This window comes from Candidatus Insignibacter tubulum (assembly GCF_056790205.1).
Map to the genome: position 1 here is coordinate 99,445 of NZ_CP199715.1, position 15,340 is coordinate 114,784.

Consider the following 15,340-nt stretch of genomic DNA (forward strand, 5'->3'; position numbering starts at 1 on the left):
ATATAGTCATATCCTAATAGGATTAAAAAAAAAAATATTAATAAGAAAATCTCTATAAATATCCATTTTATATAAAATATTCTCTCTAAGAAAAATAGTATTGCCTAATATAGGCAATGATACACGGTTACTAATAATATAATTATCCTTTAGATGGTTTATTATCCTAGATAAATAATGATAACTTTTATCTCATTCTTATTAAGTATACAGTTTGAATTTTATATATCTAAATATACTTACTTGAGTAAATAAATCTTAGGTTAGGAAAATATATATTTGATCATTATTATTAAATATATATAAATGGGGTTTGAATGGTTTTTTTGTAAAAAAACTGCGAGTTTACAAAGTACTCAAAAGCAAATCCCATCTTCTATCACAGTACTTATTTCTCAAATTTCTGTATCGTTAGGTATTATTATTATTTACTTGACTTTCTCCATAGGTATTGGCACGCGTTATGCTATTAAAAAAAAACTTGCTGCTTTTTCTGGACATGTATTGGTTATCGGGATTGATGACAATAAATCTTATGATAGTTCTCCTATATCTACACGAGAGTCTTTTTGCCTATCTCCATCATGGAAGGTGCCAGTAGCTAATATTAGCGAATTCGCTTTTAAAAGTGGAATTATACGTACTAAAAAATATTCTGAAGGGATCTTATTAAAGGGGGTTTCATCTAATTACCAATGGAGCCGTTTTAAAGATTTTATAATTAAAGGAAGGCCCCCATATCTTATGGGGGCCTCGTTAAACTATGAGGTATTAATTTCTAAAAATATAGCTGCAAAATTAGGATTAGATGTAAAAGATTGTTTTATAATATATTTTTCCCGAAAATCCTCATTAACCCCTATAGTTAGACGCTTTTCGATCAGCGGTATATATAGCACAGGAATTAAAAATTTTGATGAAACAATCATTATTGGAGATCTTAAGCAAATACGTCGAATTAATCAGTGGGAAGAAGATCAAACAGGAGGATTTGAAATTTTCACTGAAAATATTGATAATATAGAAGCTCTTGAAAATGAAGTCAAGACTAATATTAGGCAAGGGTTAAAGGCACGAGGTGTATTAAGTCGTTTTAAAAACATTCGTAACTGGATGGGAATTTTTGATAAAAATATTATCATAGTAACACTTATTATGAGTTTCGTAGTTATAATTAATATTACAGGGCTTTTATTTATTCTCGTACTAGATCGTACTTATACGATAAGTATCCTTAAAACACTAGGAACTACAAATATTTCTATACGTAGAATATTTATTTTTTATGCCTTTCGTATATTATTTTTTGCTCTTTTATGGGGGAATTTAATTGCTCTAGGAATATTATTTTCGCAAAAATATTTTGGTTGGGTCCATCTAAATTCTGAAATTTATTATCTAAATGTTCTCCCTACCTATATACATCCTATATTAATTATAGGTATCAATATATCAGCTTCGTTCCTTTCCTTATTTACCTTATGGGTAACTTCTACATTAATTGATAAAATTTCACCTATTAAATATATAAAACATTGTTAATTTTTTTTAAAAAAATTAGTTCTTTAGATTGATTATTTTTGTTTTAATAATAAAAAATATAAGTTTTGACAATAATAAAGTCCATTTCTGGTATAAGAGGAACTATTGGAGGACAAGTCGGCAAAAATCTAACTCCCTTAGATATTGTGAAACTTGCTTGTGCTTATGGAACATGGCTAAAAAAAAACTATTCTGATTCAAAGTCAGTGGTTGTGCTTGGAAGAGATGCACGATTATCAGGTAACATTATTGAAAAACTTGTTTCGGCAAGTTTACAGGCATTATCTATAAATGTACTTAATCTCGGACTTTCCACTACACCTACAGTAGAGATGGCTGTTATTTTAGAAAAAGCTCAAGGAGGAGTTATTTTAACCGCTAGTCATAATCCTAATCATTGGAATGGATTAAAAATGCTTAATTATCGCGGTGAATGTATTTCTGAAAAAGCAGGGAGGAAAATATTAGATATCGCTGATAAAGAAGCTTTTTACTTTTCTGGAATAAAAATGCTGGGTAGGGAATTACCTATAAAAAATGACTATATTAAAGAGCATATTGATAAAATTTTACAATTACCTTTGGTAGATAAAAAAGCTATAAAAAAAGCACGGTTTAAAATAGTGGTGGATGCAATTAATTCTACTGGAGCTATTGCAGTTCCAAAACTCTTAGAACGACTAGGTGTTGAAATAATAAAAATGCATTGCCACCCTGACGGGCATTTCCCTCATAATCCTGAGCCTATAAGGGAGCATCTTTGGGAAATTTCTCAAAAAGTTCCTTATATGAAAGCTCATATGGGTATTGTAGTAGATCCTGATGTGGATCGTCTAGTATTTATTTGTGATAATGGTGAACTTTTTGGAGAAGAATATACATTAGTAGCAATAACAGACTATATATTATCAAGGACTCCTGGTAATATAGTATCGAATTTATCTTCAACAATGGCTCTAAAAGAGATTGCTTGTAAATGGAAAGTTTCTTATCATTACACAGCTGTAGGAGAGGTTAATATAGTCAAATGCATGAAGGAAACAGATGCTATTATAGGTGGAGAAGGTAATGGAGGGGTAATTTATCCTAGTTTACATTATGGAAGGGATGCTTTAGTGGGGATTGCATTATTTTTAACGCATTTAGCTTATTCAGGTAAGAGTATAAGTGCTCTAAGAAAAGATTATCCTTTTTATTTTATGGTAAAAAAAAAGATAAGATGTCCTCATTATATTAACCTAAACGCTATATTTGAAATTTTTAAGGATAGGTACCGAAACTTTAATGTTGATCTTACAGACGGTATAAAAATAGACTTTGTTCATGAATGGGCACATTTTAGAAAATCTAATACTGAACCCCTTATTAGGTTATATACTGAGGCTATATCAGATAAAAGAGCCCACATTTTATCAGAACAGTTTACTAAAGAAATAATAAAAGAATATTCTAAATCCGTTAAATAGGTAATAGTTGTATACTAAAGGAATAGAAATATAAAGAACTTTATAATTTTAATATTCCCTATAAAGTAAGTTAAAAGATATTGCTGTTTTTTAGTAATTTTTTTAAGACTATTTATAAATATAAGAAATAGAAGTTATAGCGGGAGATATAAAAAAATGCCTACTCTGATATGACTAAATATTATTTTTACTATAGTCATTTTTTAACTTTTTATAAAGTTAAAAAACTAACTAATATATAAAGAAGAATATTAGCTTAATAAAAAAGCTCTCAAAAAAAAAATCTCTATATTCTATAGAATAGAAATTGCTATATTTTTTTGCTATTATTTTTTAATTCACTAATTAAAAAAAGAGATTTTACAATTAGACTAAGAAATTATCTTAGAGATTCTTAACTTGTGTAAAAAAGGATCAATTAATCCCTAAAAACGAAAATGAAATTTATCAACATAAGATATTTACATAGTTTATTTTCTTATACGTATATTTGCAAACTCTGCAATAAGTCTTTTTTACTTCGAGGAGAAAGGAATAATATTATCATGCAAACACTTATAAAATATGTACAGGAAAAATATATTTCTAAAAAGCAGTGGCCTGATTTTAGATCAGGAGATACCATTACTGTTTATTCTGAAATTAAAGAAGGTGCTAAGATAAGAGTGCAATCTTTTAAAGGAGTAGTTATTCAGCGTAAGGGTCAGGGATTTACAGAAACCTTTACTGTAAGAAAAATGAGTGGAGATATAGGTGTAGAGCGGGTTTTTATAATTAGTCAGCCTAATATTCAGAATATAGAAGTAAATAAAAAAGTAAAGGTAAGACGCGCTAGAATCTTTTATTTCTCTAAACTTAGAGGGAAAAAAGCCCGTATTAAGCAAAAAATATAATAATTACATAAATTATAAAGCCCAAAAAAACTGGGCTTTATGATCTTTCTTCGTAGAAAAGAGTAGGGTTGTAAACTATTGTCTAAATAGATACGTTTTTTTGTTTTTATTTAATTACTTTTTCTCTGAATCTTTTTGATTATTTACCTTAGACACTTTTTCTTTAGTTTTTTCTTTAGTTTTTTCTTTAGTCTTTTCTTTAGTTTTTTCTTTAGTTTTTTCTTTACTATTTATAGTAGTATTTTTTTCAGTTATTTTATTCTTTTCTGTTGTTGCAGGAACCTCAGAAGGTGTAGTTTCAGGAGAAACTATATCATTTGGAGAATTTTCTTGTATACCTTCGAGATTTTCTGTAGAAGCAGAATCTTCCGTCTTCTGAGTTTCTTTATTACAACTGCTGAGAGATAATACAGCAACCAGCATTAGAGCAGCTAATGCAATTTTTAAATTTTTCATTGTTTTATAATATTATGAGTTAATAATGCTATACAAAGCTATTATAAAAATTTCAAACAAGAAATATTTTATTAAGCATTTTTTATGATTTTTATACTAAATTCTAGTGGATCTTCTTTAAAATCAATCATTGCATTGATTAGACGTATCACTTTACATTTTTTTTTAAATCTTTTTCTTTGATCTCTCTCTCAAGGATAATTCTTGATTTGAGCAGATACGCTCTTTGTACTCCCCTTAGTAAGGGTTGAACAGGAGTGTGCCATTTTCCCCCATTGAAAAAAAAATTAAATTGGCATAAGAGGCATCTGTAAAAACCTTTTTTTCATAATAATTATTTCTGTATGATCAGATTTTTTTGCTTTAAGCCTTTCAAAGAATTTCGGTCAGTTAGTTTGTAAGAGTATTCAATTTAATCATAAAGAACCATTTTTAAATGTTTAATTATTTTTTTTCTTATAAAGAATAAATTCTGTTTTATATAAATCTTTATTATAGAAAAATTTATATTTTATAATCCCTTTTCGATGAATTTGCGGAATAAGAATAGCCTTATCAAGACAAAGTTTATGTTTAGCTCCAAAAAAAAATCTCCTCTGCTTTCATTTAATCGTTTTTCATATTATATTAAACAAAACTGTCCGTTTTAAATTTTAATACTACTCAAATAATAGACACGTTTTATTTATAAGTTCCTGATATTCTTTTTTTTATTTTGCTCATAGCAGTAATACCTCCCACTGAAATATAATTGTGTTATTTATACGTTCTATAAAACGCATCATAACTGGACTATCTAGTCCCCATTAAAGTAACCGAAGACTCCAGTGTAATCCCCTTTCCCCTCCCTCCCCCTTCCGGGGATTCCTTCAATATGTTCATAACATATATAAAGTTTTAGATTTTGGTATTCCACTGATATAACTAACAGAAGGTAATTTATTTAAAAGGTCTCCGATATGTCTATGAAAATGTTTTGGAAGAACTCCTCTAATTTTAGAGCTTACCTATAGTAAATTTTTCCTAATTGTGAATAATTCTTATATATATCGGAAATATTCTACTTATACTTTATAAGAAATTTTTCTTAACCCATTACGTAACAAATCAACTATAGTAGTATGTTCAACTTTCTCTTTTTTAGGTAAAACTATCAGATGGTTTATTTCATAATTTATCATAAAAAAAATGTAAGCTTATCCTTCCCATATTGATTCATATCTTTTGCAGCTGTTTCCATTCGATTCTAAAATATATTTAGAATTATATTATTTCTAATAAAATTAGGGATCAATGTAATTGATATCTATAATATAAAAAAATAAATTCATCTTATCTTTTTATCTTTAGTCATTAAAAGTACTCTTAAAGTTAAGTATAAAATACTTATATCATTATTCTTCTTAATATAACGTTTTAATGAAAAATATATGTATTGCCCATATATCCGGAATGAGTTGTCTTTCTTGTGCTGCTGCAGTTAAAAAAGCGCTTCAATTACAGCCTAGCGTAAAGGATGCTCAAGTTAATTTAGCTGATCATACTGCCTATATAGAATTTTATTATAGCGATACTTGCTCTAAAAAAAAAATAACGGAAGCATTAAAAAAAGTAGGTTATCCAATTTATTGGATAACAGAGAAGAAAAATTTTCAAAACGTTGATATTTATTACAAAGAATATAAGTCTCTGAAAAATAGAGCTATTTGGTCTATGTTCTTTGGTACTCCTATTTTAATAATAGCTATGTTTTTACCTGAAATCCCTATTTTTCGTTGGTTAATGATGTTTCTGAGTTTCCTTGTGTTAACTGTTTGGGGTAATATATTTTTCAAGAGAGCCTGGAAATCTCTCCGATATAGATATTGGGGCATGGATCTCCTTATTGTTTTAAGCACTTCTATAGCTTTTCTTTATAGCGCTTTCAATACTTTTTTCCCTAGATTCGTAAAATTTTATTCTCTAGATTCACATGTTTATTTCGAAACGGCTGCAATGATTATATGCTTTTTGCTTATTGGAAAAACTATTGAGTATCGAGTACGTATAAAATCCTCTAAGGCTATACACAAGTTAATAGATTTACAACCGGATTTTGCCCATATTTTATTAGAAAATGGCCAAGTAAATCAAATTCCTATAAATAAAGTATATCCAGGAGCATGTTTACGGATAAAACCAGGAGAAAAAATTCCGGTAGATGGTCATTTACAAAAAGGACATTCCTATATTAACGAACATATGATTAGCGGAGAATCTCTACCTGTATTTAAAACCATAGGAGATAAAGTATTTGCTGGCACCCTTAATCAAGGGGGAAGTTTTGATATCAAAACTGAAAAAACAGGTGTTGATACTTTTTTATTCAGTATTATTTGTGCAATAAAAAGAGCTCAGTTTTCTAAGGTTCCAATAGAAAAAATTACTAATAGAATAGCTAAATTTTTTGTGCCATTAGTCATATTCATTGCGTTTGTTGCCCTTTTTTCCTGGGGATTTAGTGATTTTGAAAATTCATGGGCTATAGGAATACATTCGCTATTAAATGTGTTAATAATAGCATGCCCATGTGCTTTGGGATTAGCTATCCCAACAGCACTTATGGCTGGTGTAGGAAGGGCTGCCCAAGAAGGTGTATTAATTAAGGATGTAGAAAGCATTGAACACGCTTGTAAAATAGATCACCTTATCTTTGATAAGACTGGTACACTTACGATAGGTAAGCCTATTTTGAAGGAGTCTTTTTGGTTAGAAAAATCTAAATATACTATTTCTGTACTCTATGCTTTAGAGAGTCATTCTGAGCATCCTCTTGCGAATGCATTTCTCTCATATTACAAAGATGATTTAACTAAAATAAAACTCTCTATAGAGGACTTTAAAAATCATCCCGGAAAGGGGGTAGAGGCAATATGTGATGGGAAAAAATATTGCATAGGTTCAATATCCTGGCTTGTAGAACAAGATGTTTTCTTCGATCCGAAGTCAAAGATGTATTTATCCAATTTTAAGGATAAAGCTTATACTTTGTTAGGTTTTTCAGAAGGAGATAAATTGCTTGCTATTTTTGGATTAACTGATACTTTACGTCCCGAGTCTAAAGAGATAGTTGAAAAATTGAGGGCAATGGGTATGAAACTACATATACTTACAGGTGATCGTATAGAAACAGCTAAGATTTTAGCAGATCAACTCAGAATTTATAGTGTTAAGGGTTCTCAAATACCCTCAGATAAAATGGATTTTATCAAAAATCTTCAGAAGAAAGGGGAAAGTATCGCTATGGTTGGCGATGGAATTAATGATGCCCCAGCGCTTGCGCAAGCTAATCTTAGTATAGCCATGGGAGAAGGTTCAGGAATAGCTATAGAGACAGCTAAAATTACTATTCTAGGATCTGATTTAAGAAAAATTCCCTTTGCAATTGATATATCCCGACGTACTTGGTATACAATACGCCAAAATCTTTTTTTTGCATTCATTTATAATGGGTTAAGTATTTCACTAGCAGCAGGTCTATGGTATCCTTTTACTAAATTTTTCTTAAGCCCTATAATCGCTTCAATAGCTATGGTATTAAGCTCTATTTCTTTGATCATTAATAGTTTAAGATTAAAAAATACATGAACACTCTTTATGCATATAAGGCATCCTACTTGTTATTTTTAATCTTACTCTTTAAGATTTAAATTTATAATATCATCTGTCAAAAATTCATATAACAGATTAAAAAAATTAAAGTTTATTTTTTCGATAAAAAAATAAATAACTTTATTTAAATACACTGTTGAAAAAAAAGTGGTAAATTTTTGATATGCATCAATATTTAAATCTCTTGGAGACTATTCTCAAGAAAGGAGTTGAAAAAAATGACCGTACGAAAATAGGGATCAAGAGTATTTTCGGATATCAAATGCGTTTTAATCTTTCAGAAGGATTCCCATTACTCACTACTAAAAAACTTCACCTAAGATCAATTATATATGAATTACTTTGGTTCCTCAAAGGAGAGACTAATATTGGTTATCTACAAGAAAATAAAGTTTCTATATGGGATCACTGGGCGAATGAAAAGGGAGATCTTGGCCCTATTTATGGGTTTCAGTGGCGTTCCTGGCCTGATGGCTGTGGAAATAATATAGATCAAATTAGTCAAGTAGTAAAGCAAATATGTAATAATCCGGATTCTCGACGTCTAGTAGTTTCAGCATGGAATGTAGGAATGTTATCTTCCATGGCATTGCCCCCTTGTCATTTGCTTTTTCAGTTTTATGTTTCCAACGGGAAGCTCTCGTTACAACTTTACCAGAGAAGTGCTGATGTGTTTTTGGGAGTGCCTTTTAATATCGCTTCGTATGCTTTATTATTAATGATGATATCACAAATAACCCATCTCCAACCAGGAGAATTTATTCATACTTTAGGTGATTCGCATATTTATAATAACCATATAAATCAGGTTTATTTACAGCTCAAACGTACTCCTCGTATGCTTCCTAAAATGGAACTTAATTATAGTATAAATCGTTTATCAGATTTCAGATTTGAAGATTTTAATTTAAAAAATTACAATCCCTATCCACATATTAGGGCAATAGTAGCGATCTAAAACACTCATAACATAAAAAACGGATTACTCTAAATTTAATTTAATATATGTAAAAGAGAGTTCTTAATGTATATTAAAAAGGGTTAAGGATAATATTCAATAAATAGTCTTTAAAATGCTTATATGATTGAAGATTATTAAATTTAAGGTTAATAAACCTCTACAAAACTATAGAAATAATTATACGATTTGTATAAAAATTATATAATTCAGATAGAGTAAAATGAAAAAAGATAGTGTAGTAATTAAAAGAGGCAAGAAAACTTTATTTTATATATTCCTATAAATAAGGAATCCTAGTAGGATTTATTTAGACATATACATATAGAAATAATTAATGGAATAGCTAAGCTTACTTGTTCTAAGTAAGCTTAGCTAAAAAGTACATAAAATAGATTTACTCTTACTGTACTTGAGTATTTTTATAATTAGACATACAGTATATAGTTATTATTACTTATAAACAAATATGTAAAAAATAATGATAGACCCCTAAATAAATTATTCACCTTATAATTCTCTATATCTTTTTATTTAAGAATAAATAAATTAATTGCATTAAAAAAATTATTTACTGGGAATAAATACATGTATTTTACATATATATTTATCAATACTCCAAAATAATATATTTATTTCTAAAACTTTACAAGTATTTTTTTTAGTCTAAATTATTAAAATCATTATAAGATACTTTTTAAGTATACTATAATATAAAGCACTAATTATGGGTTAATGACATAGATTATATATAGAATAATTGAATAGAAGTTCAGAGAAAATTTATGATGTGGGAAATAACATATATAGCTCTGTATAACACTTCTTATAATTTATTTAAAGGCCTTAATAACTAATTACAAATCTAGATGATAAATATATACCTTTGATAGGAGTGGCAAACACATAAATATATTAAAAAATTAACTTATGAACACCTCTAAGTTGAGGAAAAGTATGTTATAAAATATTCTGAGAATAGACACCCCAAATTTTATTCAATGATTTAAAAAAAAATAGAATGAGAAGAAAAGCTATTATGGTAATTCTTATATATAGCTAAGAATAAATAGCTAAAGTAAATATACGATTTCGTGCTATTACAAAAATATATTAACTTGATATAAAAAATAGTCTATAATATGTCTATAGAAGTAACTAAAGAAACTCAAAAATACCCTTTAAGAGAAACTATTTGATATATTATTCAGATTGTAGAAAAAAAATACTTTCTTAAAAGAATAAGAAAAGCATTTTCTATCATTAGAAAATACTATTTTTAATAATTCTAAATATCTTTTTATTTTTAATTTTTTTAAAAAATCACTGAAAAAAATGAATTCTATCAATCCTATTTCTTCTTCATCTTCTCAAAAATATATCATGCCATTAACAATAGTTACTTTACTTTTTTTTATGTGGGGACTTATTACCAGTATGAATGATATTTTAGTTCCTAAATTAAAAAGTGTTTTTCAGTTAAATTACTTCCAATCTACATTAATTCAATTTTGTTTTTTTTTAGCTTATTTTATTGTCTCTTTTGTATACTATTTTCTTTCCTTGAAAAGAGGAGATCCTATATTAAAAATAGGTTATAAAAATACTATTATAATCGGGTTGATAATCACTGCTCTTGGGAGTATATTATTCTATCCTGCGGCCAATCTAAATTCATATACTTTATTTTTATTATCTCTTTTTATATTAGCCTCTGGAATAACTATCTTACAGATTAGTTCTAATCCTTATGTAACTTTATTAGGTGATCCTAAAACAGCGTCAGGCAGACTCAATCTTACACAAGCTTTTAACTCTTTAGGGACTACTATTGCTCCTTTAATTGGTGGATGGTTTATACTAAACATAGTAGGCTCTGATATAAGCCATTCAGGCATAAATACAGTTAAAACTCCTTATTTAGTTATTACGTTTATACTTTTATTATTAGCTATTATAGTAAAAATCACCTATCTGCCTTCAATAAAATATAAAGAAAACGATGAAAAAGTAAAGGAGAATACCCAAAATAGCCTATTTTTTAAACACAGACAACTTATGTATGGGATAATTGGTATTTTTATGTATGTAGGAGGAGAAGTAGGTATAGGAAGCTTTATAGTAAACTATCTCAGTTTGAGAGATGTTGCAAACTTGTCTGAACATGAAGCTGCACATTATCTCTCTTTTTTCTGGGGAGGAGCTATGATCGGACGATTTTTTGGTGCGGTATTTCTAAGCGAAGTTACTTATAAAAAGAAAATAATATATATATCTTTTATACTGACAACAGTCTATCTTTATCTTTCTCAAATGGTAAAAAATTTTAATATAATAGGCATTGAATATTACTGTATGTTCATATTTATCAATATATTAGCCTTTATAGCAGGTGCTAAATTTCCTCATAGAACTCTTTATATTTTCTCATTTATAATTATCATATCTCTATTAATTGGGATATTCGATAAATCTTATTTAGCTATGTGGTGTATATTAGGAACAGGACTTTTTAACTCTGTTATGTTCCCAATAATATTTAGTTTAGGTATTAGAGATCTTAAAAAAGATACCTCTCAAGGTTCTTCTTTATTAATTATGGCGGTAGTAGGTGGTGCTCTATTGCCTCCGTTACAGGGGATACTAGCTGATTATACAAGCATATCTACATCTTTTCTTGTGCCACTCGCTTCCTATATATATCTAGTTTTTTACGGCATACACGGTTATAAAAAATATCAAGAAATTAATGCATAATTTTCTACATATATGAAGCTTGTTATCATCGCAGCAGTTGCCAAAAATGGTATTATAGGTAATCAGAATCGCATGATTTGGCATTTACCGGATGATCTTAAACGTTTTAAGAAACTCACTCTTTCACAAGTAGTAATTATGGGGAGAAGAACTTTTGAATCTATAGGTAGTCCATTAGCTGGTAGAGAAAATATTGTCATTAGTAAAAATCATAATTATATAGCCAAAAATGTCAATGTATTCTTTTCTCTACGAGAGGCTTTTGAGAAAGCTCGATCACTAGATGTAAAAAAAGCTTTTATTATAGGAGGTGCGCAAATATATGCTCTGTCTTTAAACTTATGTGATGAGCTCAATATCACGAGAGTTCAAGCTGAATTTGAAGGAGATGCCTTCTTCCCTAAAATTGATGATAGTTTTTGGGAAAAAACAAGCGAAGAGTTGCATCCTTGTGATGCTCAACATATGCAAGCATTTAGTTTTATTAACTATAAAAAGAAATTCAGTTAATAAGTAACCCAGCAATAGAAACCGAAAGATAAGATGCTAAAGTTCCACATAAAAGTGCGCACTAAGACAAATGAGCTAAATCTTTTTTTTTCACTTAGGGGCTCTTAGTTCTCCGATACCTCCAATTTGGATACCTATAGGGCCTATATTAGCGAAACCACAAAGTGCAATGCTCAACTATACTAAAATAGTCTTGGTATCAAGGATATGTTCAGCAATTAGATCTTTTAACTGCAAATAAGCTACAAATTCATTAATAACTAATTTTGTCCCCATAAGTAACCTAGAGATACATATATCTTTTATAGGTATACCTATTAACTAGGCTACACTAAAAAATAATTTTCCCATAATATAACTCAATCCTAATTCAGGGAATTATAAATAAGATCCTAATCACCTTAAAAACATATTAACCATAGCTAATACGCTATAAAACCAATTAGCATAGCGTGAAATATTAAATTATATTTTTAACCTATCAGCACACCCTCGAGAAATATAGTCTAGCAAATTTGATGACTCTTTTTCGATAATTAACTCCACATTTTATCTAGTCTTAGATTTTTGTATTTCTGGGTAACAATCTTAGAAATAACTAAAGCTCCGGGCGCCATGAGACTAACAGCTAAAAGATATTCTGGTGGTATTCCAAACCCTATGTAAATTACCATTACGGCATCAGATATACAAGCTATACTTCCGGACATATAGGTTAAAAGTCATGAATATGTCATATTTTTATGATAAGGTTTAATCATAATCTGAGCTTCTATTTGTCCTACAAAAGCAGTTTCTATATTAGAAACAGCTTCAATGCTGCTTTCAAGAGTTTAACTATTTAGTAGCGTAAGTTATCTATATAAGATATAGATAAATATAGTAATAACCATATGAGATTATCAATATTTTATTAAAGAATTTTTTATTCTTTAAGAAAGTATAAGAAAAAAAAATTGATAAATATATAATGGATAAAATGGGATTAGAGAGGAGTATATTTTTTTCTGTTATTCAGAAATGATTATTAATAATAAATATATAGTAAATATAGAATAGTAAGATACTTATTAAATCATACTCTATTTAATTACCTTTGTTAGGTGATTTTCAAAAATGAGTAGTCCTGTTATGAAAGAAATGACTTTCCGAGAAGTAATTGCTGCAGCTATGAGCGAAGAAATGAGAAAAGATCCTAGTATTTATTTAATGGGCGAAGAAGTAGCAAAATATAACGGTGCTTATAAAGCTTCTAAAGGAATGCTCGAGGAATTTGGAGAGAAACGAATTGTAGATACCCCTATTGCAGAACTCGGTTTCTCAGGTATCGGTATAGGATCAGCGATGAACGGCTGTAGACCTATTATAGAATATATGACTTTTAACTTCTCTCTTGTATGTATAGATCAAATTATTAATAACGCAGCTAAAATGCGCCAGATGAGTGGAGGTCAATGGAATATCCCGATTGTTTTTAGAGGTCCAACTGGATCTGCGGGTCAATTAGGTGCTACACACTCACAGGCTTTTGAAAATTGGTATGCAAATTGTCCAGGGTTAAAGGTAGTTATTCCTTCTAACCCTTATGATGCAAAAGGACTTTTAAAGTCAGCTATTCGTGATAATGATCCCGTAATTTTTATGGAATCTGAGCAAATGTATGGTGATAAAATGATGATTCCGGAAGAAGAATATACTTTACCTATAGGAAGATCAGTTATCAAAAAAAAAGGAAAAGAGATAACACTTATATCTTTCGGTAAGATTATGAAAGTAGCTATATCTGCTGCTAAACATCTCTCTAAAGAAGGTATTGATATAGAGGTTATAGATTTAAGGACAATACGTCCTATAGATTACGATACAATTATAAAATCAGTAAAAAAAACCAATCGTTTAGTTATTCTTGAGGAATCTTGGCCTTTCGGTTCTATATCTTCTGAAATTTCTTATATTGTTCAACAAAGAGCTTTTGATTATTTAGATGCACCAATTAAAAAGATCAATCTTCCTGATGTCCCTGCACCATATTCCTCTAACCTCATACAAGCATGGTATCCTAATGAAAAACAAGTTATAAATGAAATAAAAAAGACTTTAGAGTTAACATATTGTAGCTAATAAAAGGTTAATCCTGTACCGATATTAGTTTGCCATTTAGATTCTTGATATTAGGTCGTATAATAACAATAAATTTTATAAGCATTTTGAAAATCTTATTTTAAATATATTTTAAAAAAAAAAATATTGGGGGGGGGGAAGGTTACTATTACAAAATATATAACTACGGGATACCATATACTGTTGTAGTATATTCCTGATATATAAAAATAATTAAATATAGAAAGATTTGATGTTTTTTATAGTTATTTTAACTATAAATAATAATGACCTTATATCGCAAATAAAAAATTAGATATGAAACTTTCTTTATAATTCTAACCATAAAATAAAAAAAAATGAATAATAAAATTATAAGTTTCGATGTATTAATAGAAATACCTAGAGGCAGTCGTAATAAATTTGAATTTGATAAAGAAAAAGGATATCTACGCTTAGATCGCGTATTATATTCTTCTATGTCTTATCCAAGCGAATATGGATATATTCCAGAAACTCTAGCTGAGGATAAAGACCCTTTAGATGTGCTTGTATTTACTACGGCACCTACTATGCCGGGATGTTTGATAAAAGTAAAAGCTATAGGAATCCTTTTTATGAGCGATGATAAAGGAAACGATGAAAAAATCGTCTGTGTGCCTCTAGCTGATCCAAACTATAATATTTATAATGATATAAATGAGCTACCACCTCATAGAATTAAAGAAATAGAACATTTTTTTCAAGTATACAAAGATCTTGAAGGTAAGAAGGTAAATATACGAGGATGGGGGAATAAAGAAGATGCTTATAAGATATATAAAGAATCTCTTAAACGTTATAAGGAATAATATTTTTTTCTAAAAAAAACGAAATTAAGTATTATTAGTTATTTAATAATTCATTTCTTAATAAATTTAAGAAATCTCTTATTATAACAAGTGAAAATATATAATTATTTGTAAAGTAATAATGATATAAATAAAAAAGTCAATAAATTTAAGCTC

At 28.6% G+C, this 15,340-nt stretch carries 12 protein-coding genes; 9 read left to right on the top strand and 3 right to left on the bottom strand.

Going from position 1 to position 15,340, the window contains the following annotated elements:
• Nucleotides 1–306: 306 nt before the first annotated feature.
• The 3 genes from ACUBP5_RS00430 to rplS all read left to right on the top strand — a co-directional run bounded on the left by ACUBP5_RS00430 (nt 307) and on the right by rplS (nt 3,901).
• A complete protein-coding gene (locus tag ACUBP5_RS00430) occupies nt 307–1,542 on the top strand; it encodes an ABC transporter permease (protein ID WP_482168348.1) in 1,236 nt (411 codons plus the stop codon).
• A gap of 65 nt (nt 1,543–1,607) precedes the next feature.
• Complete coding sequence (gene glmM / locus ACUBP5_RS00435; protein WP_482168349.1) at nt 1,608–3,008, top strand: phosphoglucosamine mutase; 1,401 nt, start codon at nt 1,608–1,610, stop codon at nt 3,006–3,008.
• Nucleotides 3,009–3,553: 545 nt separating this feature from the next.
• Complete coding sequence (rplS, locus tag ACUBP5_RS00440) at nt 3,554–3,901, top strand: 50S ribosomal protein L19 (RefSeq protein ID WP_482168350.1); 348 nt, start codon at nt 3,554–3,556, stop codon at nt 3,899–3,901.
• Nucleotides 3,902–4,015: 114 nt separating this feature from the next.
• Here rplS and ACUBP5_RS00445 read toward each other — a convergent pair whose 3' ends face one another.
• A complete protein-coding gene (locus tag ACUBP5_RS00445) occupies nt 4,016–4,357 on the bottom strand; it encodes a hypothetical protein (protein WP_482168351.1) in 342 nt (113 codons plus the stop codon).
• Between the two features lie 1,419 nt (nt 4,358–5,776).
• Here ACUBP5_RS00445 and ACUBP5_RS00450 point away from each other — a divergent pair.
• From ACUBP5_RS00450 to ACUBP5_RS00465, 4 genes are all read left to right on the top strand, one after another.
• The gene (locus ACUBP5_RS00450; protein ID WP_482168352.1) at nt 5,777–7,984 is read left to right on the top strand and encodes a heavy metal translocating P-type ATPase; all 2,208 of its coding nucleotides are present in this window, start codon (nt 5,777–5,779) and stop codon (nt 7,982–7,984) included.
• Nucleotides 7,985–8,171: 187 nt separating this feature from the next.
• On the top strand, nt 8,172–8,966 hold the full coding sequence (locus tag ACUBP5_RS00455; RefSeq protein WP_482168353.1) for a thymidylate synthase: 795 nt from the start codon (nt 8,172–8,174) through the stop codon (nt 8,964–8,966).
• Between the two features lie 1,335 nt (nt 8,967–10,301).
• Nucleotides 10,302–11,723: a sugar MFS transporter gene (locus tag ACUBP5_RS00460; RefSeq protein ID WP_482168354.1), complete on the top strand. Its 1,422-nt coding sequence runs from the start codon at nt 10,302–10,304 to the stop codon at nt 11,721–11,723.
• 12 nt (nt 11,724–11,735) lie between these two features.
• Nucleotides 11,736–12,233 (top strand): dihydrofolate reductase, encoded by a 498-nt coding sequence (locus tag ACUBP5_RS00465; protein ID WP_482168355.1) that lies wholly within the window; start codon nt 11,736–11,738, stop codon nt 12,231–12,233.
• Between the two features lie 177 nt (nt 12,234–12,410).
• On the opposite strand, the gene ACUBP5_RS00470 is transcribed toward ACUBP5_RS00465, so the two are convergent.
• Nucleotides 12,411–12,509, bottom strand: coding sequence for a hypothetical protein (locus ACUBP5_RS00470; RefSeq protein WP_482168356.1), 99 nt, complete (start codon nt 12,507–12,509; stop codon nt 12,411–12,413).
• Between the two features lie 260 nt (nt 12,510–12,769).
• Nucleotides 12,770–12,943 carry a hypothetical protein gene (locus tag ACUBP5_RS00475; protein WP_482168357.1) on the bottom strand — a complete coding sequence of 58 codons (174 nt, stop codon included), beginning with the start codon at nt 12,941–12,943 and terminating at the stop codon, nt 12,770–12,772.
• Between the two features lie 421 nt (nt 12,944–13,364).
• Here ACUBP5_RS00475 and ACUBP5_RS00480 point away from each other — a divergent pair, with 421 nt between their 5' ends.
• Both ACUBP5_RS00480 and ACUBP5_RS00485 read left to right on the top strand, forming a co-directional pair.
• Nucleotides 13,365–14,354 (top strand): pyruvate dehydrogenase complex E1 component subunit beta, encoded by a 990-nt coding sequence (locus ACUBP5_RS00480; RefSeq protein ID WP_482168625.1) that lies wholly within the window; start codon nt 13,365–13,367, stop codon nt 14,352–14,354.
• Nucleotides 14,355–14,692: 338 nt separating this feature from the next.
• Nucleotides 14,693–15,184: an inorganic diphosphatase gene (locus tag ACUBP5_RS00485; protein ID WP_482168358.1), complete on the top strand. Its 492-nt coding sequence runs from the start codon at nt 14,693–14,695 to the stop codon at nt 15,182–15,184.
• Nucleotides 15,185–15,340 lie beyond the last annotated feature (156 nt).

Bases quoted from the DNA above. Each gene is read 5' to 3' on its own strand.
- ACUBP5_RS00450 (WP_482168352.1), top strand. From the start codon at position 5,777: ATGAAAAATATATGTATTGCCCATATATCCGGAATGAGTTGTCTTTCT.
- ACUBP5_RS00460 (WP_482168354.1), top strand. From the start codon at position 10,302: ATGAATTCTATCAATCCTATTTCTTCTTCATCTTCTCAAAAATATATC.
- ACUBP5_RS00430 (WP_482168348.1), top strand. From the start codon at position 307: ATGGGGTTTGAATGGTTTTTTTGTAAAAAAACTGCGAGTTTACAAAGT.
- ACUBP5_RS00485 (WP_482168358.1), top strand. From the start codon at position 14,693: ATGAATAATAAAATTATAAGTTTCGATGTATTAATAGAAATACCTAGA.
- ACUBP5_RS00475 (WP_482168357.1), bottom strand. From the start codon at position 12,943: ATGTCCGGAAGTATAGCTTGTATATCTGATGCCGTAATGGTAATTTAC.
- ACUBP5_RS00465 (WP_482168355.1), top strand. From the start codon at position 11,736: ATGAAGCTTGTTATCATCGCAGCAGTTGCCAAAAATGGTATTATAGGT.
- ACUBP5_RS00480 (WP_482168625.1), top strand. From the start codon at position 13,365: ATGAAAGAAATGACTTTCCGAGAAGTAATTGCTGCAGCTATGAGCGAA.
- ACUBP5_RS00455 (WP_482168353.1), top strand. From the start codon at position 8,172: ATGCATCAATATTTAAATCTCTTGGAGACTATTCTCAAGAAAGGAGTT.
- rplS (WP_482168350.1), top strand. From the start codon at position 3,554: ATGCAAACACTTATAAAATATGTACAGGAAAAATATATTTCTAAAAAG.
- ACUBP5_RS00470 (WP_482168356.1), bottom strand. From the start codon at position 12,509: ATGGGGACAAAATTAGTTATTAATGAATTTGTAGCTTATTTGCAGTTA.
- ACUBP5_RS00445 (WP_482168351.1), bottom strand. From the start codon at position 4,357: ATGAAAAATTTAAAAATTGCATTAGCTGCTCTAATGCTGGTTGCTGTA.